Origin of the sequence: Rhizobium halophilum, from assembly GCF_021648825.1 — a bacterium.
GTDB lineage: Bacteria > Pseudomonadota > Alphaproteobacteria > Rhizobiales > Rhizobiaceae > Neorhizobium > Neorhizobium halophilum.
Map to the genome: position 1 here is coordinate 147,217 of NZ_JAKJHS010000009.1, position 18,800 is coordinate 166,016.

19 protein-coding genes, 1 tRNA gene and 1 pseudogene are annotated in these 18,800 nt (G+C 59.7%); 10 read left to right on the forward strand and 11 right to left on the reverse strand.

What is annotated here, in order from left to right:
* Positions 1-41: 41 nt before the first annotated feature.
* Positions 42-2,036, reverse strand: coding sequence for a putative bifunctional diguanylate cyclase/phosphodiesterase (locus LXM96_RS16845; protein WP_239999703.1), 1,995 nt, complete (start codon positions 2,034-2,036; stop codon positions 42-44).
* A 293-nt stretch (positions 2,037-2,329) separates the two neighbouring features.
* Here LXM96_RS16845 and LXM96_RS16850 point away from each other — a divergent pair, with 293 nt between their 5' ends.
* Both LXM96_RS16850 and LXM96_RS16855 read left to right on the forward strand, forming a co-directional pair.
* Positions 2,330-3,370 carry a class I SAM-dependent methyltransferase gene (locus LXM96_RS16850; protein WP_239999704.1) on the forward strand — a complete coding sequence of 347 codons (1,041 nt, stop codon included), beginning with the start codon at positions 2,330-2,332 and terminating at the stop codon, positions 3,368-3,370.
* A 113-nt stretch (positions 3,371-3,483) separates the two neighbouring features.
* Positions 3,484-4,101, forward strand: coding sequence for a L,D-transpeptidase (locus LXM96_RS16855; protein ID WP_239999705.1), 618 nt, complete (start codon positions 3,484-3,486; stop codon positions 4,099-4,101).
* Positions 4,102-4,117: 16 nt separating this feature from the next.
* Here the strand turns inward: LXM96_RS16855 and LXM96_RS21760 are convergent, their stop codons facing one another.
* Positions 4,118-5,026 carry a DMT family transporter gene (locus tag LXM96_RS21760; protein ID WP_239999706.1) on the reverse strand — a complete coding sequence of 303 codons (909 nt, stop codon included), beginning with the start codon at positions 5,024-5,026 and terminating at the stop codon, positions 4,118-4,120.
* 128 nt (positions 5,027-5,154) lie between these two features.
* Between LXM96_RS21760 and LXM96_RS16865 the strand changes: the two genes are divergently transcribed.
* Entirely contained in the window at positions 5,155-5,631 is a 477-nt protein-coding gene (locus LXM96_RS16865; RefSeq protein ID WP_239999707.1) for an Lrp/AsnC family transcriptional regulator, read from the forward strand.
* A gap of 189 nt (positions 5,632-5,820) precedes the next feature.
* Positions 5,821-6,753, forward strand: a complete 933-nt coding sequence (locus LXM96_RS16870; protein ID WP_239999708.1) for a diacylglycerol/lipid kinase family protein — start codon at positions 5,821-5,823, stop codon at positions 6,751-6,753.
* Positions 6,754-6,759: 6 nt separating this feature from the next.
* Here the strand turns inward: LXM96_RS16870 and LXM96_RS16875 are convergent, their stop codons facing one another.
* On the reverse strand, positions 6,760-8,091 hold the full coding sequence (locus LXM96_RS16875) for a glutamine synthetase family protein (protein WP_239999709.1): 1,332 nt from the start codon (positions 8,089-8,091) through the stop codon (positions 6,760-6,762).
* An 83-nt stretch (positions 8,092-8,174) separates the two neighbouring features.
* Here LXM96_RS16875 and LXM96_RS16880 point away from each other — a divergent pair, with 83 nt between their 5' ends.
* Positions 8,175-9,542, forward strand: a complete 1,368-nt coding sequence (locus LXM96_RS16880; protein ID WP_239999710.1) for an aspartate aminotransferase family protein — start codon at positions 8,175-8,177, stop codon at positions 9,540-9,542.
* 16 nt (positions 9,543-9,558) lie between these two features.
* Here LXM96_RS16880 and LXM96_RS16885 read toward each other — a convergent pair whose 3' ends face one another.
* Positions 9,559-11,061, reverse strand: coding sequence for an AMP nucleosidase (locus LXM96_RS16885; RefSeq protein ID WP_239999711.1), 1,503 nt, complete (start codon positions 11,059-11,061; stop codon positions 9,559-9,561).
* Between the two features lie 502 nt (positions 11,062-11,563).
* Positions 11,564-11,902 (reverse strand): DUF2147 domain-containing protein, encoded by a 339-nt coding sequence (locus LXM96_RS16890; RefSeq protein WP_239999712.1) that lies wholly within the window; start codon positions 11,900-11,902, stop codon positions 11,564-11,566.
* A gap of 473 nt (positions 11,903-12,375) precedes the next feature.
* Here LXM96_RS16890 and LXM96_RS16895 point away from each other — a divergent pair, with 473 nt between their 5' ends.
* Positions 12,376-12,642 carry a sel1 repeat family protein gene (locus LXM96_RS16895; RefSeq protein ID WP_239999713.1) on the forward strand — a complete coding sequence of 89 codons (267 nt, stop codon included), beginning with the start codon at positions 12,376-12,378 and terminating at the stop codon, positions 12,640-12,642.
* A gap of 97 nt (positions 12,643-12,739) precedes the next feature.
* On the opposite strand, the gene LXM96_RS16900 is transcribed toward LXM96_RS16895, so the two are convergent.
* Positions 12,740-13,849 carry a pyridoxal phosphate-dependent aminotransferase gene (locus tag LXM96_RS16900; RefSeq protein ID WP_239999714.1) on the reverse strand — a complete coding sequence of 370 codons (1,110 nt, stop codon included), beginning with the start codon at positions 13,847-13,849 and terminating at the stop codon, positions 12,740-12,742.
* Between the two features lie 121 nt (positions 13,850-13,970).
* Positions 13,971-14,324: a hypothetical protein gene (locus tag LXM96_RS16905; RefSeq protein WP_239999716.1), complete on the reverse strand. Its 354-nt coding sequence runs from the start codon at positions 14,322-14,324 to the stop codon at positions 13,971-13,973.
* 211 nt (positions 14,325-14,535) lie between these two features.
* Between LXM96_RS16905 and LXM96_RS16910 the strand changes: the two genes are divergently transcribed.
* The 4 genes from LXM96_RS16910 (at position 14,536) to LXM96_RS16925 (ending at position 17,392) form a co-directional block, all read left to right on the forward strand.
* Positions 14,536-15,753: an NAD(P)/FAD-dependent oxidoreductase gene (locus tag LXM96_RS16910; RefSeq protein ID WP_239999717.1), complete on the forward strand. Its 1,218-nt coding sequence runs from the start codon at positions 14,536-14,538 to the stop codon at positions 15,751-15,753.
* Positions 15,754-15,764: 11 nt separating this feature from the next.
* Positions 15,765-16,562: an aldolase/citrate lyase family protein gene (locus LXM96_RS16915; RefSeq protein WP_239999718.1), complete on the forward strand. Its 798-nt coding sequence runs from the start codon at positions 15,765-15,767 to the stop codon at positions 16,560-16,562.
* A 104-nt stretch (positions 16,563-16,666) separates the two neighbouring features.
* Positions 16,667-16,757 (forward strand) — tRNA-Ser (locus LXM96_RS16920).
* A gap of 428 nt (positions 16,758-17,185) precedes the next feature.
* Positions 17,186-17,392: a hypothetical protein gene (locus tag LXM96_RS16925; protein ID WP_239999719.1), complete on the forward strand. Its 207-nt coding sequence runs from the start codon at positions 17,186-17,188 to the stop codon at positions 17,390-17,392.
* Here LXM96_RS16925 and LXM96_RS16930 read toward each other — a convergent pair.
* The 4 genes and pseudogenes from LXM96_RS16930 to LXM96_RS16945 all read right to left on the reverse strand — a co-directional run.
* Positions 17,389-17,643: a hypothetical protein gene (locus LXM96_RS16930; RefSeq protein WP_239999720.1), complete on the reverse strand. Its 255-nt coding sequence runs from the start codon at positions 17,641-17,643 to the stop codon at positions 17,389-17,391. The genes LXM96_RS16925 and LXM96_RS16930 overlap by 4 nt on opposite strands.
* 132 nt (positions 17,644-17,775) lie before the next feature.
* Entirely contained in the window at positions 17,776-18,054 is a 279-nt protein-coding gene (locus LXM96_RS16935; RefSeq protein ID WP_239999721.1) for a hypothetical protein, read from the reverse strand.
* A gap of 49 nt (positions 18,055-18,103) precedes the next feature.
* A pseudogene (locus tag LXM96_RS16940) lies at positions 18,104-18,385 on the reverse strand (PAS domain S-box protein); the annotation flags it as partial.
* Between the two features lie 120 nt (positions 18,386-18,505).
* The coding region (locus LXM96_RS16945; protein WP_239999722.1) for a hypothetical protein at positions 18,506-18,800 on the reverse strand (295 nt) is incomplete at its 5' end.

The window sequence follows — 18,800 nt, forward strand, 5'->3', positions numbered from 1 at the left end:
TAACCACGGATCTCCCCCGGCGCCCGGGCTCGAACCTCGCCTCAGAGGGCGGACAAGGCACGGGCGGAAGTCGCGCCCCTGTCAGATCGTTTTAGCGCGCTCGCCGTCATGGGCCTCCCCAGATGATAGCCTTGCACGAGGTCGATGCCCAATCGCTTCATCAGGCTTGCCTGCTCCGGTGTCTCGACACCTTCGGCAAGAATGGTTGCCTGCCGATTTCGCACCAGCCGTATGATGTCCTCCAGCATGGCGCGGCCTCTGGGCGTATGACTGTCATGAACGAAGGACTTGTCGATCTTGACGCAGTCGAATTCGACGAGCCGTAACCAGGACAGGCCGGCGAATCCTGTTCCGAAGTCGTCCAGCCAGATCTTCACTCCCAGTGCCTTGAGATCGTTGATGCAGCGGCAGGCGCCTGAGTGCATTTCCATGTCCTGCCCCTCGGTAATTTCGAGAGCCAGCCGATCTCCGGTGATCCCGGCTTCATGCAAGGTTAGCGCGACGAATGCCGCGAAACCAGGGCTTCTCAGTTGAAGCGGCGATACGTTGACGCTGGCGATCTGCATCAGGTTGGGGGCCAGAACGTCGTGGCAAACCGTCTGGATTGCCCACTGCCCGAGCGAGAGGATTGTTCCTGTGCGCTCGGCAATCGGAATGAAGAGGCTCGGTGGGATGAGACCGCCATCTGGCATGCGCAGGCGCATGAGTGACTCGACTGCGGACACCTCTCCAGATCCCACATCCTGAAGTGGCTGATAAACCATGGAGACCAGATGCTGCGGAACGGCGATCTTGAGAACGGCTGCTACGTGTTCACGGTCATCGCTGGTCTGGGGATCGTTGGGATCGAACAGCCGGACACAGTTGCGGCCGGCGGCCTTTGAAGCGTACAGCGCCCGGTCTGCCTCATAAATCACCTTCTCCAGCTTTGCCGCCGCGTGGTGCCGGGTGAAGGCTGCTCCAACGCTTACCGTTACGATCGAGATACCGTCCCGCCGCTGCTCATGGCGAAGCTCCAGCCGCTCGACCACCTGCCGGATTGCTTCTGCCAGCCCCGCGAGCTCAGCCTCCTCGTCAAGCTTGGCAAGGATGATGAACTCTTCACCCCCGTAGCGCCCAATGGTCGCCTGGCGCATTTCGGCAAGATCGCGAAGAGCGTCCGCGACGATCGTGAGGCATCGGTCACCTTCCTGATGTCCGTAGCAGTCATTGTATCTCTTGAAGAAATCAACGTCGACCAGGATGGCGGCGAAAGCTTCTCCAGCATGCTGCCACCGATCCCAAAGGTCCCGCAATCGTTGATCAATCGCGCGGCGGTTCTCGAGGCCCGTCAGCGGGTCCGTGTGGGAGAGGCGCAGCAATTGCTGACCGCGCTCCGTGGCTTCCTTCTGCTGCGCCTTCGCTTCAAGCGCGTTGAGGAAAACATTGAAGCGTTCCTGGTTCAGCTTCCAGTTTACGTAGGAAGTAAAGATGAAACAGGAAATGCAGAAGATACCAAAGGTGAGCTTGTACCCCACGCCTTGGGTCGGGAGGCCGTAGAGACCCGCGATAAACAGGACCACGATCACCCCGGAGGCTATCAGTGATAGCCGGAAGGCGAAGCTGAAGAACAGGTTGACGCTCATCATGAAGATCGCGCCGAACACCATGTAGTAGGACATGACCTCCGTGTTGGAGGTCTGCAGCGCCGTGAAAAGCCATCCCGCATAAGCAGCCACTAGGGCAGCTGCCGAGACGCGATCGATCGCATCAGCCCCGGCATTGCGCCAGACCAGAAGCTCGAGTGATGCGAGCATCATCGCCGAGATGACAAAACGAGTCACCACGGTTATCGCGGCAGCATCCGGGATCAGAAGGATGTCGGTCAGCGAGAAAAGGAGATGGACGAATACGGCAACCCATAGCCCCTGACGCGTTATCTTGCGGCGGATCTTTTCACCCTGTTGGCGATAAAGCGCGCGAAGAACCTCCGCCGGCTGCTGCAGCGGATTTCGCGGAACATCGATCTCAAGCACGTCGGCCAATCTGTGCGTCATGCACCTTCCACTGCGTTGATTGCTGTGGTGTCGAACGTCTTCTGTAGCTGTCGGGTTCGGACCCATGCTTGCATGCGCCGTCGCCAGACCGCCGTCTTCGGACCAGCGTCTCCCGTATCAGAGGAACCTGTGTCTGAGAAACGGAGTAGCAGAAGGAGCTTAAGCATCTCTAAAGAAGCGTCCGCTCCGGTTGATGCCGACGTTAACCATGTTTCCCAAAGCTGCGAGATTTTTTTGCTCACATGGCTCATCTTGAGGCGGTTGTTAACCTCCCATTAACGAGCGAGATTGGCGTGAACAGACGCGAGATTGTTTTCGACGGACAGAGCTTGATCACTCCCGAATCCGTCAAGCGAGAGGTCTTCTCCTCTCCTGATCTAACCAACGAGCACCAACTGGCAGCAGCCGAAGCACAGGTCGCATTGGTTCTCTCGATTGCCAAACAGCAGGTTGATGCGGGGCAGGAGCCGGCTCTGATCATCGACCGACTGATAAAGTCGCTGCACGAGATCCGGGATCGCTATTGGAGCATCTGGGCGCAGCTTGTGCCGGTCGTGCAGAATCACCCGATTCGCGCTTATTTCCACGAGGATCCTTTCACGCGCTGGTCCTTCGAGAAGCCGCGTGGCTACTCCGGCGACGCCCACCTTATCGATTTCATCTATGGGCATCCCTCGGTCGCCCATGAAATCCGGTCGGCTTCGCCACTCGGGCGCACGCTGCACGAATATACCAAGAATGCACCGTCTGCGGTGGCGGTACGCGAGCGGCGCGATCTCTTGACGCGCTATGTCGACGAAGTCGCTGGTGACAGGGGGGCTGAGACCGAAATTCTGACGGTGGCGGCAGGTCACCTGCGCGAAGCTGATCGCTCCGTTGCGTTGAAGGAAGGGCGGATCAAGCGCTGGGTTGCGCTTGACCAGGATCCCTTGAGCGTCGGAGCGACAGCTCGTGACTTCAACGGAACCTGCGTTGAAGCCATTGACGGCTCCGTTCGAGGCCTGCTGACGAAGTCACAGAAGCTCGGGACTTTCGACTTCATCTATGCCGCCGGCCTCTACGACTATCTGGCAGACAAGGTGGCGGTCAAGCTCACCCAGACTTGCCTCGATATGCTGAAACCGGGCGGCATGTTCCTGTTTGCCAACTTCTCCACCGAAGTTCCGGATGATGGCTACATGGAGACGATGATGAACTGGACATTGCTGCTGCGTTCGCAGTCGGACATGTGGAAGATCATTAATGAGAGCGCGGCCGGTCACGACGTCGACTCAGAGGTCATGTTCGGGGCCAACCGCAACATCATCTACGGAACGATCAAGAAGCGTTCCTGACGGAGCGGCAGGCCCAACGCGTTCGTGATCGCCTTGGGCCTGTCGTTAGCGGCGCATTAACCATAACGTCCTTAAGTTGCCGCCATCAAACGGACACCTTGAGGACACCATTCATGTCGCTATCCCGTCGCGGGTTTCTGCTCGGCCTGCCGCTCTTCGTCACCGCATGTGCATCGAGCGGTGTCGACCATCGTTCCAATTACGCGGCCCTACCGGACGAGCAATTTCCGCTACGGGCGGTTCCACTCGCGAAGATCAAGCCCGAACTTCGCCGTCAGGTGGTCGCATATGAAACGAAGCACAAGCCCGGTACGATCGTTGTCGATACTCAGGCGCGTCGCCTTTACCACGTGATGGAAGGTGGCCAGGCAATGCGATACGGCGTCGGCGTGGGGCGTGAGGGATTGGCTTTTCGCGGTCATGCTTATGTCGGGCGTAAGGCCGAGTGGCCAAGCTGGACACCGACCGCGAACATGATTCGCCGTGAGCCGGAGAAGAACCTCAAATATGCAGCCGGCGTCCCTGGTGGCCCAAATAATCCGCTCGGCGCCCGCGCAATCTACCTCTACCGCAACGGCAACGATACCCATTTCCGTATCCACGGTACCAATCAGCCGCAAACGATTGGCTATGCCATGTCGAGTGGCTGCGTGCGAATGATGAACCACGACGTGATCGACCTCTACGAGCGCGTGAACGTTGGTGATCGGGTTGTCGTACTTCAGGCTTGATCGAACACGGCCTGGTTCATCGGCCGCCCCTCGACAATAGTCCGGTTGAGAGCAAGACGCCCAGCGCCGTCACGACGGTCGCCGTGATCGTCACTCCATTGACGAGTTCTCCGAGCAGAAGTGCGCCGCCAATTGCAGCCGCCACCGGGGTAATGGCGGTATAGGCCGCAGCCTTCGTCCCTCCCAGCATTCTGACCGCGGAGCCGTAGAAGATCGTTGCGAGGAGTCCCGAGAGCAGGGCCTGCGGCACGAGTTGGAGTGCGATCTCGGAAGCCGGTGCAACAAGCATGTTGGACCCCAGCACCGGGATTAGCGCGAGGTTGATCACGGTCGACCAGAAGCAGATCAAGGCACCGGCTTCAAAAGCGCCCAGGCCGGTCTTGCGAAAGGCGTGGGTGTAGATCGCCCACAGCGTCGCTCCAAAAGGCAGCACCAGATAACTCCGCCATGTCAGGCTCGTTTCTGCGGATGTGCCAAGAAGGAGAAGCAGACCTCCCAGCAGGATCGACAGCATGCCGATCTTCCGTAGGCCATCGGGACGCTCGCCGAGGATCAGCATGCCAATCAGTGCTGTTGCCAGTGGCATTGTTCCCGGCAAGAGCACGCCCGCAGCCGAAGCGGGTGTTGCAAGAAGCCCGAACGCCGCGACCTGGAAGAAGGGCGCACCTGCCCCCACGATCATCAGGACCAGCGGAACCGTTCCCGCACGCCTCGGCCATAAACCTGTGCGACGCAGGAAGGGCGCGAGGACCAATGCCGGGACGCCAAAACGCAGCAGGCTGAGGTCCAGCGGCGTCAGAACCCCGATTTTGCTGTAGCGCATCGTGATCAGCCACGTTGCCCAGATCGCCACCACGGATAGAGCGGCGGCGGCGCCGAGCGCAGTCGAACGTATCGCTGTGTCGGGTGCTATCGTTTGCGTCACCACGTCCTCCTCTGTGTCGCAGGACACGTAAGATACTGCAGGAGGCGAGACCGGTCCTTGCTAAACGATGTAGTTAAGGCCATCCTTTTGGCATAAGGTTGCCGGTAAGACTGGCATAGAGGCCGGATATGCCAAAACTGGATAAATTCGATCTGGGGATACTAAAGGTTCTACAGCATGATGCCCGAGCTACCAACGTAGACGTTGCAGAGCATGTGAATCTCTCACCTTCGCCCTGCCTGCGGCGCACACGCCTCCTGGAACAATCGGGGATCATCCGAGGCTACCACGCCGACATTGATCGGCAGGCTGTCGGACTTGAACTCACAGTCTTCGTCGCCTTTAAGGTTGTTCGACATTCGCGCGAGAATGCCCATGCGCTGGAGCAGGCGCTTCTGGAAATTCCCGAGGTGATCGCCTGCCACATGATTTCGGGAGAGGCGGATTTTCTGGCCGAGGTTGTGGTCGAAAACCTTGCTGCTTACGAACGGTTGCTGACCGACAAGCTGCTCGTGCTGCCGCAGGTGACGGACATCAGGTCCAGCTTTTCCATCCGGACGGTGAAGACGAGTGGGCCTTTGAAGCTGCCGCGCCGAATGGAATGACCCCGGGGGCACAGCGGACGACGGCGCGCCGTGAGGCCGGCGGCATGCTCCATGGTGGCACAGCTCCTCGTCCCTGTAACCGGAAGCGTGCGTCTCATCTCATCGGCTGGGGCGGGAGTACGCGAGCAACCATTTCTATGATTGCTCGTTGTTCCGCGGACTGAACTTCAGGCCCTTCAGGGACGCGAGATGAACCTAGTTGCCATCTTCAACCGCGATGGCGGAACCTTCAAGACGACGGAGATGGAGGAATACTGCGCCCGTGCGACGCAAACCTTCCGGAATGCGGGCCATCAAATCGAGTGCCACATCGTTGCGGGCAAGGATATTGTCGAGACGATGCAGAGGGTGGCCGCCACGCCGGGACTGGAGGGATTGATCGCCGGTGGTGGCGACGGCACGATCTCTGCGGCAGCAGGTATCGCATGGCGCAATGGCCTGACGCTCGGCATAGTACCGGCCGGGACCATGAACCTCTTCGCCCGCTCACTGAAGCTGCCGCTCGACATCTGGGATGTGCTGGAGGTGCTTGCTGACGGACGGGTGCAGCAGGTCGACATCGCCAGTGCAAACGGCCACAGCTTCGTCCACCAATTCTCTGCGGGACTTCATGCCCGAATGGTGCGTTATCGCGATTCCATGACATTCGGCTCCAGGCTTGGAAAGATGCGTGCCAGCGCACGCGCGGTGCTTGGGGTGATGTTCAACCCCCCGGTCTTCGAGGTTGAGTTCAACGCAGAAGGCAGGAAAGGACGCCGCAAGGTCTCGGCGATTTCGGTGTCCAACAACGAGTTTGGCCCGGATCCTCTCCTTTATGCCGATGATGTCACCCGTGGCAGGTTGGGCTTTTACGTCGCTGATCCACTCACGCCCAAAGGTGTGGCACAGCTTACCGTCGACATCCTTCGCGGTCACCTGAAGGACAATGATGCGGTGACGGCCATGACGGCGGCAGAGGTCGAACTGCATTTCCCGCGAGAGCGTCGCGACGTCCGCTGCGTCATCGATGGCGAGCTCCTGCCGATGGACCGCCATGTGAAGATCCAGATCCACGCAGGCGAACTGAAGGTTCTTGTGCCGGCCTCAGAAACGGGGGAGCAAGAAGCCGGCAGCGGCATTTGAAGTGTCTTAGATGCGCGCCAGATAGGTCCGGTAGTCGAAGTCCGAGACGGTTCTGAGGTAGGTGGTTGCTTCTTTGCGTTTGGTGTTCCCGTAGAGCGCCTGATAGCGCGTGCCCAGGATGTCGCGGATGAAGGGGGAGGAGGAGAAATCCTCCACAGCAGTCAGGAAATCATGCGTCAATCGCCGCCCGTGGGAGGGTAGTTTGCCCACGTCGGTCTCTGGCCCCGGATCCAGTTGCCGCTCAAGCCCAAGAAGCATGCCGCCCAGGATGGCCGTGAGCAGCAGGTAAGGATTGGCGTCTGCGCCCGCGACCCGATGTTCGACGCGGGCGGCTGGGCCGTCTTTTTCCGGTATCCGGATGGCAGTTCCTCGATGCCCAAGGCCCCAGTCGATGTCGACGGGTGCAAAGGAGCCGGGTTGAAAACGACGGTAGGAGTTGGCAAAGGGAGCAAACAGCAGTTGCGCCTCTCGCATTGTTTCGAGCATGCCGGCGCATACGGACTTGAGCAGCACGGGCTCACCGCCTTGAGCATCCAGAACATTCTTGCCGTCCCGGTCGATGATGCTTGCATGCACGTGCAAACCGGAGCCGGCATGCTCGCTGTAGGGCTTGGCCATGCAGGTGGACTTCAGCCCATGCTGCCGCGCTGCCTGCTCCGCTAGACGTTTTAGATAGATGCAGTCGTCGGCGGCAGCCAGTGCATCTGCGCGGTGCAACAGGTTGATCTCGAACTGGCCGGGTCCGAACTCGGCCGTCGTCGCGTCGCAGGGAAGCGCCTGAGCCTCAGCCCACAGGCGAAGCGTTCGCAGGTAGTCGTCAAGTGCGTCCACCGCGGTCATGTCATAGAGCTGGAAACCATTAGGCTCGCCACGATATGTCAGCCGCTTCGGCGGCCGTGGGACGCCCGTGTCTCGCCAGTCCTCCTCCACCACGTAAAATTCAAGCTCCGTCGCTACCACGGGTGTCAGCCCGCGCGCCTCGTATCGCCTCAACATCGAGGCCAGGATGGCGCGAGGATCCATGAAGCTCGGGGTGCCGTCGAGCTCATGCATCGTTGCCAGCACCTGTCGGGATCCATCGGGTGCCCAGGGCATGGGTGCAAGAGTGCAGCGGTCGGGGATGCAGACGCCGTCCGGATCACCGATCGACAGCGACAGCCCGGTCAGATCGTCGTTGTCGTCGCCCCAGATATCCAACGACTGCGTCGAGGTGGGCAGCCGGACCAAGCCCTCCCAGACCTTCTTCTCTGCTTCCAGCGGGATCTGCTTGCCACGCAGGTCGCCGTTCATGCCCACGAGCAGGATCTCGATACGGGGGGGAGCTGTGTGTTCGGCCATGGGGAGTCTGCTAAAGATGGTTGCGGAGCATGGTTCGTAGCCGATAAGAATCGGCCACACAATCTGAAGGCAGAGAATGCTTCATGACTGACATGCCCGCATTATCGAACCTTGGCGCTATCGACGCTGCTCATCACCTCCACCCATTTTCCGACATGAAGAAGCTGAATGCCGCAGGTACGCGGATCATCCAGAGGGGAGAAGGCGTTCATATCTTCGATAACACCGGGAGAAAGTACCTCGACGCATTCGCAGGGCTTTGGTGCGTCAACGTGGGCTACGGGCGAACAGAGATCGCCGAAGCTGCCTACCGGCAGATGCAGGAACTTCCCTACTACAACACCTTCTTCGGGACGACGACCGCACCCGCTACGCTGCTGGCGCAGAAGATCGCTTCGCATACAGGAGCGGAGCTCAATCGGGTGTTCTTTACCAACTCGGGGTCCGAGGCGAACGACACATGGTTGCGCATGGCGCGCGTTTATTGGAAGGCGCTTGGCAAGCCGAACAAGACCCAGGTCATCGCGCGCAAGAATGCCTATCATGGCTCGACCGTTGCCGGTGCCTCGCTTGGTGGAATGAAGTGGATGCACGAGCAGGGGGATCTTCCCATTGCCGGGATCTCCCACATCAACCAGCCCTACTGGTACGCCGAGGGTGGAGATCTGACGCCTGCCGAGTTCGGGCTGAAAGTGGCGCGCGAACTCGAGGACAAGATTGACGAGCTTGGCGAGGACAATGTCGCGGCTTTCGTTGCCGAACCCATTCAGGGCGCGGGCGGGGTCATCATCCCTCCGGATACTTACTGGCCGGAAATCGCCCGCATCTGCCGCGAGCGCAACATCCTCCTCGTCTGCGACGAGGTGATCTGCGGCTTCGGGCGTCTGGGCTCCTGGTTCGGCCATCAACACTACGCCGTCAGCCCCGATTTCGCGCCGATCGCCAAGGGCCTCTCCTCAGGATATCTGCCTATCGGAGGTGTTCTGGTCAGCGATCGTGTGGCCGACGTCATGGTGGCGGAACTCGGCGACTTCTACCATGGTTTCACCTATTCCGGACATCCGGCCTGTGCTGCTGCAGCATTGGAGAACCTGCGCATCATTGAGGAGGAAGGGCTGATTGAGCGGGTGCGCGATGATATCGGCCCCTATTTCGGCCGAGCCTGGAGAAGCCTGGAAGAGCACGAGGTCGTCGGCGAAGCGGTGAGCGTGGGCCTTATGGGCGCACTCCAACTGGCCGCCGACAAAACCACCCGGCGCCGATACAGCAAGCCGGACGACGTGGGGACCCTTGTCCGTAACCATTGCCTCGACAACGGCCTTATCATGCGCGCCACGGGTGACCGCATGTTGGCATCGCCCGCCTTCACGATAGCCTATTCGGAGGTGGATCAGATGGTCGAGACGGTGCGTAAAGGCCTCGACCACCTCCGTGACACGGTTTGCGAGTAGCGGCTGCCGTGACGTCCTACTGGAACGCCGTCTCGTAGAAGCTTCTGAGCTTGCGCGAATGCAGCCGCTCGACCGGCATGGCGGCAAGCTTCTGCACGGCGCGAATGCCAATTTGCAGGTGCTGGCTGACCTGGGTGCGGTAGAAGGCGGTGGCCATGCCCGGCAGCTTCAGTTCGCCATGCAGCGGCTTGTCGGAGACGCAGAGCAGCGTGCCGTAGGGGACGCGGAAGCGGAAGCCGTTGGCGGCGATCGTGGCCGATTCCATGTCGAGCGCGATTGCGCGCGACTGCGACAGCCGCTTCACAGGGCCGCGTTGGTCGCGCAGTTCCCAGTTGCGGTTATCGATGGTGGCGACCGTGCCGGTCCGCATGATGCGCTTGAGTTCGAAGCCTTCGTAGCCCGTGATTTCCTCCACCGCATCCTCAAGGGCCTGCTGCACTTCGGCAAGCGCCGGGATCGGCACCCATACCGGCAGGTCATCGTCGAGCACGTGGTCCTCACGGACATAGGCGTGCGCAAGAACATAATCGCCGAGACGCTGGCTGTTGCGAAGGCCGGCGCAGTGGCCAACCATCAACCAGGCGTGGGGACGCAGCACCGCGATATGGTCGGTGATCGTCTTGGCATTGGAGGGTCCGACGCCAATGTTGACGAGCGTAATGCCGGAGTGTCCCTTTTTCTTCAGGTGGTAGGCCGGCATTTGAGGCATCCGTCCCACAACGGCAGCCTCGTCCTTTACGGACCCTGCCCGAATGATGACATTGCCCGGCTCGACGAAGCTGTCATAGCCTTCGCCGCCATTCGCCATCATCTCACGCGCCCACTGTGCAAACTCGTCGATGTAGAACTGGTAGTTTGTGAACAGGACGAAATTCTGGAAGTGCTCCGCACTGGTGGCCGTATAGTGGCTGAGGCGGGCGAGCGAATAATCGATGCGCTGCGCGGTAAACGGCGCAAGAGGCGCCGGCACGCCTGGCAGGTCCTCATATTCACCATTGGAAATCAAGTCGTCGGTGTTGTTCAGATCCGGCGTATCGAACAGGTCGCGCAGGCTGACATCGGCCAAACCCGCTGTGGCGCTTGCCTCCACATGCGCACCCTCTCCGAACGCGAAGTGAAGTGGGATCGGCGTCGTGGATTCCGAAACCGTGACCGGTATGTTGTGGTTGCGCATCAACAGGTCGAGCTGCTCCTTCAGATAGTATCTGAACAGCTTCGGCCTCGTGACCGTGGTGGTGTAGGTTCCCGGTGAGGTGACGTGTCCGTAGGACAGGCGGGAGTCGGCATGACCGAACGAGGTGGTCACGATACTCACCTGGGGATAGCAGGCGCGATAGCGCCCTGCGACGGGTGCGCCCTTTGCCAATCCTCCGAAGGCGTCCATCAGGAAGGCGGTGTTGCGCCCGTAGAGATCCGTCAACGCGTCAACGGCCGCCGTTGCATCATGGAAGACACGGGGCTCATAGGCATCGGGGGTGATGTAGGACAAGGGCGAAAGAGGCGGGATTCGTGTGCTCATGAGGCATTATAGGATGAACTTGCTGACAAGCGAAAGACACCTGCGCTCGTGGATGGCGTCCCTCACTTAGCTCATTGACTGCCGTTGAAGGCTCACAAGGAGAACAAAGCCTGCGCCTCTTTTGGGTGAATCCACCGAATCCAGGCCCGTGACCGCGATCGCAGCAAGCGGTCCAACGAGCGCTAGTGTCGCAAAGCTCAGGCGAATGAACGTCGTGAAGGTGCGGCGCCGACGGGCTGTAGCGGACGCACTCACACTGAGCAGGGCCGCAGATGTGAGACTGTGCAAGACAAGATTGATGAGGCGGCAAGCCAGGACGTACATATGCGTTTTTCCCAAAACCGATGGGAAAGCAGTTACTGGCTTGCCGCTGAACTCGTCGTGAGCCGTAGGTTCATCAGCGGTTCAGGCTTCGTGCTTTGAAGCCGCACAGTGTTCGGGACCACGCGGTCGCTCGCAGGTAACTCAGGCGGCGCACATGTCCGCCTGATGAAGATGGCCTCTAGAGCCTCGTCCAGGTCTGCGTCTTGCAGAGCACTGCCAGAACGCAGCCTTTCATCTTGAGCGAACTGCCACTGACCGTTCCAGACCCTTTATACGTCTTGTCGTTGGCTGGATCAGTGATCTCGCCATTGTAGGTGCCATCGCTGCCCGAAAGCCTGCCGATTTGCTTGCCGGCGTGCTTGCCGGTTTTCAACGTAACGCAGTAGGCGCCGCCGCAGGATGCTATCGTCGCGGTTTCACCACTGGCCGTCTTCCAGTTCCCTTCGATCGGCTCGGCAGCCAGACTTGCTGTTGCAAGCATCGCTACTGCGGCCGAGATCATCAGATGACGCATCATTTTGTCTCCATCCCGTGGCGGTGCCTCAGCACCGGCCATCCTCCTGATTGCTCCTTTGTGAGCCGCCAAAGATTAGCTTACCGGCACGTAAAGGTAAACGGCTTCTGTGGGGCATGTCAGGGTCTCTCATCCTGCCCAAGGCAGCGCGGCAGTTGGCGTTTCCTGATCGTAGTTAGCGAAGGGTTGAAAGTTGCGTCTGAAGTTTCGGTGAATTTAAGCCGAATGTCCTGCGGCAAAGGAGATGCCATGTTTAATGGAGTTTGAACTTTACGAACAATTTGTACTTTGTTTTCATCATTTTAAGGATGCTTTTTAGGCGGCTGTTTGAGAATCCCGGCGATACTGCCTCCATCAACGAGCGGGAAGATCCGCCGGCGGACGGAGCAGCAAACCGCATGAAGACGGTGATCCGGACGAGCCCGAAAGGGAATGAACAGGGACATCGACAACGCAGCCGAACAGGGACAAAACCAATGGCACGCTTCGAAATGCAGAATACCGACTTTGCCACGACAGGCGGCGAAACCCGCGCGGACGCCTTCTGCGAAATGGGGCTGATGTATGCGACCGGTCGCGGTTGCGCCATCGACCTCATCTCTGCCCACAAATGGCTGAACATTGCAGCAATCAAGGGCTCCGAACGCGCCGCTGAACTGCGAGCGGACCTAGCGCAAACGATGAACAAGGGCGATCTGGCCGCAGCGCTGCGTGCCGCACGGGAATGGATGACCATGCACTGATGCTGTGCCGCAGAATATCGGCGACCCCTTGGCTTATCCAAGGGAGGTATATGTCAACTGCCGCGGCAGTGCTTGAGGCGCTGGCGCGGCTTTTGCGTCAGAGAGATTTGAGAACCACTGGCAGGGCTTCTTCCAGGAGAGCCATGTCCGACTCCGGGCCGGCACTCACGCGGATACACCGGTTGAGCGGGGCCACACCAGGCATGCGGATGAAGACGCCGTGCTCCATCAGGCCATCGACAATGGCCTTGGAATAGGTGCCGTCGCGGCCGCAGTCGATCGCGACGAAGTTCGTGGCCGAGGGGAGCGACACCAGCCCATTGGACTTTGCGATATCTGCAATTCGATCCCGAGAGGCCGCAATCTTGCCGATGACGTTTTCGAGGTACGGCTGATCTGCCAAGGCCGCGAGCGCTGCCTCGGTGCTGATCCTGGCCATCCCGAAATGATTGCGGATCTTGTCGAACGCTGCCGCCGTGCCGGGCGTGGAGACGGCATAGCCGATGCGGGCCCCCGCCAGACCGTAAGCTTTGGAGAAAGTCCGTGTTCGGATCACATTCGGACGGTCGATCAGCGCGTCAATTGACGGCGTTGCGCCTTTGGGGGCAGTCTCGCAATAGGCTTCGTCGAGGATGAGCAGTGTCGTCTCGGGGACCGAGCGTGCAAACGCCACGACGCTGTCGGCGTCCCACCAGCTTCCCATGGGATTGTCGGGATTGGCGAAATAGGCCAGGGGAGGATTTTCTCGCCGGATCGCATCAAGAAGAGCGTTCAGATCCTCCCGATCGTCCGCATAGGGCATTGCGATCAGCCGACCGCCGTAGCCCGTGACGTGAAAATTGAAGGTCGGGTAGGCACCGTAGGAGGTCACCACCCCAAGCCCGGGCTCGATCACCAGTCGAACGATCTGTCCCAGAAGCGAGTCGATCCCTTCCCCGATCGCAAGGTTGTCCGGCTGGCAGCCGAGATGTACGGCGAGCGCCTGCTTCAGCGCAAAATTCTCAGGATCATTGTACTTCCAGGTGGAATGCGCGGCCTCCGCAATGGCCTGCAGTACAGAAGGTGCCGGGCCAAACCCGTTTTCGTTCGCCCCGATCCGAGCTCGCACGGCAAGGCCACGGTTCCGCTCGATCGCCTCCGGTCCAACGAAAGGAACGCTGGCAGGAAGAGCGTTGACAAGGGGTGTGAAACGGGAAAAGGCGGTCATGCTACGGCACCTGCTGTGGATTCGCCTCACAATAGGCGCGCAAGGCGGCTGCGCAAGTCCGTCTGCGGCGTCAGCCGTTCTCCCGGTGCCCCCGATCACTGACGAACGACGCCTTGCTCGCTTAGTGGCTGGTCTCGAAATTTAGCCGGATCACGTGGTGGAGGAATTCTGGGTCGATGAGCATGTTGAAGCCGATCGTGACCTTTTCTTCCTCGCGCCGAATCAGCGTGCTACCGATCTCGTCGTGGATCCCCAGGATCTCCAAGAAGAAGTTGTTGGGTACCGGGATGTGCGGGCTGACCTCGAGCTCTGCACCATAGAGAGAAATGGTGCGGATCAGGCAACGGAGATGAGTTGCCGTACTGAGATGATGGCCGACAAAGATGATCTTGCCGGGACGGTCGATGGTGAATTTCTCGAAGGCCTGGTCACGTGGCGCAGTCTGTTTTGGGTCGCGGTCCATGGTCAAGGGCATGACACCCTCCTTCTATCTCCTCAGGACTTCAGTATAGACCGGGTCAGCTAATACATCCTGAACAGAAAGTGTCGGATTGCCTGCGTCTGTCCCATGACACCCCTCGTCCGTGCCAGCCTTGACAGCGACGGCGGTCGCCGGTTGACGGCGACAGCGTCTCGGGGCTACCCCATGCCCCTGGATACGGCGCTTTAGCAAGGAAGGACCGCCCTTGACGGACAGGCTGGTGATTGTGGGGGCAGGGCAGGCGGCCTTTGCGCTGGCGGCAAAACTGCGGGTTTTGAAAGACATGCGTCCGATCACGCTCATCGGAGCAGAGGAGGTTCCCCCTTATCAGCGCCCGCCGCTCTCCAAGAAATACCTGCTCGGCGAGATGGATTTCGACCGGCTGACCTTCCGCGCCGATAGTTGGTACGCGGAAAACCAGATTGACGTGCGCCTTTCGACCTTCGTTGAGGAGATTGACCGCCCTGCAAAGCGAATCAGAATGCACGATGGCTCATGGCTGGAGTATGAAACGCTTGCCCTGACCACGGGAGCCGCGCCGCGCCGTCTGCCCGCGGCTATTGGTGGCGATCTTGCGGGCATCCACGTGATGCGCAGCAAGCGGGATGCGGACGAGCTCGCCGGCGAGATGCGCGCAGGACGCCGCCTGCTCGTGATCGGTGGTGGCTATATCGGCTTGGAGGCCGCTGCGGTGGCTCGTCATTTGGGAGTCGAGGTCACGCTGATCGAGATGGCGGATCGCATCCTCTCGCGCGTCGCCTCGGCCGAGACTGCCGGCATCATTCGCACCATCCATCTTGGGCATGGCGTCACCCTTCGCGAGAAAACCGGTCTCGTTCGATTGATCGGGCACAATGGCCGCGTCTGCGGCGCCGAACTGTCCGATGGCTCGGTCATCGATGTTGACGTCGTGCTGGTCGGCATCGGCGTTACCCCTAACGACCGGTTGGCGCAGGAAGCGGGACTGGATGTGGGCAATGGCGTCATCGTTGATGCCTTCGGGCAGACCTCCGATCCAGCCATCTTTGCTGCCGGCGACTGCACGCTTCTGCCTTGGAAAGGCCAGCGCATTCGCCTCGAGTCGGTTCAGAACGCGGTCGATCAGGCAGAATCGGTTGCATCCGTGCTTGCGGGCAGCAGGGAGCCTTACGATCCCAAGCCGTGGTTCTGGTCGGATCAATACGACGTCAAGCTGCAGATCGCCGGCTTCAACCTCGGGTTCGACGAGACCTTGATGCGGCCGGGCGTACGCGATGGAAGCGCCTCGATCTGGTATTTCCGCCAGGGCCGGTTGCTTGCCGTCGACGCGATCAATGACGCGAAGGCCTATGTCACAGGCAAGAAACTCCTCGATAACGGCATCGAGCCCGACAAGACGGTGCTCGCCGACCCCGCCGCCGATCTCAAACAACTGCTTGCTTAGGAAATGATCCCATGCCCGCTCTCAAGAACCACTTCAAGGCCGCTCTTCGTGAAGGACGGCCGCAGATTGGGCTTTGGCTGAACACCGGCGAGCCCCTTCTGGCTGAACTTGCCGGCACCGCAGGCTTCGACTGGCTGGTGATCGACGGCGAGCATGGCCCGAACGATCTGCGCAGCATCATTGCGCAACTCCAGGCGCTTGCCTCGTCTCCAGCGCAAGCCGTCGTACGTCCGCCGATGGGCGAACCCTGGATGATCAAGCAGCTTCTGGACGCCGGCGCGCGTACGCTGCTCGTGCCCATGGTCGATTCTGCCGAGCAGGCGAGGGCACTCGTCCAGGCGGTGCGCTATCCACCGCACGGTATTCGCGGCGTCGGCGCCGTCGTGGCCCGTGCCTCGGCCTTCGGCACGATTACCGACTATGCCGAAACGGCCGCCGACGAGATCTGCCTTCTGGTGCAGGTCGAGACACGGGCGGCGATTGCCGACCTTGAAAACATTGCGGCCGTGGAAGGAATCGACGGCATCTTCATCGGTCCAGCGGATCTGTCCGCCGATATGGGCCATCTGGGCCGCATCGAGGCGCCGGAGGTGCAGGAAGTGATTGAAAAGGCGATCGCCACCATCACCGGCGCAGGCAAGGCGGCGGGAATCCTGACGTTCAACGAGGCTCTGAATCTGCGCTACCTCGATCTGGGCGCGCGATTCGTGGCGGTGGGCGCCGATGTCGCGGAGTTCGCCGCTGTCTTGCGCCGTCTTGCCGCTCGCTACGGCCGCGGAACGTCTCAAGGCGGTCCTTCCAGCTACTGAAGAGGACTCCCGCAACCGCGTCGCCGCCGCCGAACGGAGCAATTCCTGAGGCGGGACGAAAAGCCCTTGCAATCGCTACCCATCCGAAATAATCAGGCCGGACCGGAGAGGTGGCCGAGTGGTCGAAGGCGCTCCCCTGCTAAGGGAGTATACGTCAAAAGCGTATCGTGGGTTCGAATCCCATCCTCTCCGCCATTGCGCATCTCATCTCATTGAACATAGTGAGGTTTTTGATGGCGCGAATTCGCAGCCCATCAATGGGCCCATCATTCGAGGAGAGGGCCGGCGGTCGCGAGATTTCACCTGCAACAAGCGACACTGAAGCGTCGGGTCAGTATTTGACCGATCGAGATGTCGCGAAACGCCATCGTGTGCAAAAGCAAGCGATCTGGCGATGGGCGAAGACCTCGGCCACCTTCATGCGCGGTGATGAATTCGCCGCTCACAATCGGCGACGTCGTTTTAGACTTTTGACCACGGATGTACTGGAACTGGTGAGGAAGCGATGATGAGGAAGGCCGGTGCGGTTTCGCCCCGGCCTCTTTTGTTGCCTAATAACGCGCCGAGGCTGCCGGTCCAATCAGGACGCTGAACTGATCGATCTCGATGTCAGGCTCGCGGAAGTGCTTCCTCTCCTTCAGCAGGCGGCGAACGACTCCATCGTCCCTGTGGTAACTGTGCCGGGCAAGAACCTGGTCATGACCGGGCCGTCATTCTCGGCCAAGATCGAGTATCGCGCGTGGACTCATACCTGCACGTTGAGGCAGGCCTCGTTCAAGGGGCTGCGAGAGGCGGAGGATTGGACAGAGATCTATCGGCTGCCGGATTAACTGCTAGCTGCCGGCTTGCCCCTCCGTTGCTGGTGGATCACTTCCAGCAAGCGGATGAGCTCGTCATTTGCTGCATTCACTTTTAGTAGATGATCCGCAAGAAGTCCGATTGCCGCGATCACCTCGTCCTCTTCCCAGCCAGCTTCCATGGCCTCATCGACAACTTCCTTAAAAGCGCCCTTGAGGGCAGTTTGACAAAGATGTTGCCGGTTGTGAGCATCGAGTGCATTCGGTGGTGCAGGTATCTTCATGCATGGGATATTGGCGCCTTCTGACCATCTGAACATCAGACCTTGGTCCGAACTCAGGCAGGGAAAGGACCTACTGCCGTGGGTTTTGTTTTTGCTATGCAGCCAGCACAGGATCAAACTTGATAGTTACCATCAAAGGCCCTGCCGGTTCAGGCAACCTAGAAGCAGGTAGGTGCTGGATATGAGGTAGCGCCGTCTGACATGGTTCGGAACGCTGCCATCTGCGTTCTCAGTAGCGCTGCCTGCTGGGCCAGCGCTCTTCGGCCATTGCCGCATTTGCTGAGTGGCGTGATCCATGGCATTGACGGCGACGCTGATTTGCTTAACCTCAGCTGATCGCTCCCTGGCTGCATCGGCTATTGCGGTGATGTTTGCGTCGACGTTAGCAATTTGCGACAGCATGTTGGTCAAGGCAGTTCCCGCTTGCCCAACCAGATTTACACGGCCGCTCACCGACTGATTCCCTTCCGCCTTTGGCTATGCGCTTATAACTGCCGGCATCGAATGTTTCGGCGGCTAGTCGCGTCCAGAAGGCTGTGTATTCCGGCGACGCGACTAGGTTCGACTCACAGAATATCCGGTGGTGTCGTCCGACGATCTCTGCCAGCGAGTAGCCGAGCGCTTTGCAGCAGTTTTCGTTCGCGGTGAGGGTCATACCCTTGAGATCGAATTCTATAAGAGCTTGCGACGTCGAAAGCGCCTGCATCATCGCAAGTGCGTCAGTTCGCTTACCGAAGGCCATCGCTTCACCTTTCAAGGCTCAGAAGTGGATTCTTCAGCGAGGGTGGTTAAGGCCTGATTCTAAACAGTCGGCAACTTCTAGTAGATAATTGATGATGTCGCATTGCGCGACACCTGGCCGTCAGTCTTCGCCCACCCGGTTGATGATCTCCTGCAGGTCGAGTTCGACTCGTGGGTAACACATTGGCATCGTCGGGTTGGGGTTGTTGACCTCTCGGGCGCAAATTCCGGCGGTCCCACTCGTCTCTATCATCTGGCGCGCGTCCTTGCGCATGCACCGCCTCTCGTTCGTCCCATTCTGACGTTCCGACTTAGGTCGTAGAGGTTTTAGGACTGAAGCCTCAGGCGGGAACAGGGTCGCTAACTGGGTGTTCCATCGGTAGCTTTGGCGGATATCGACCGAGGCATGTAAACTC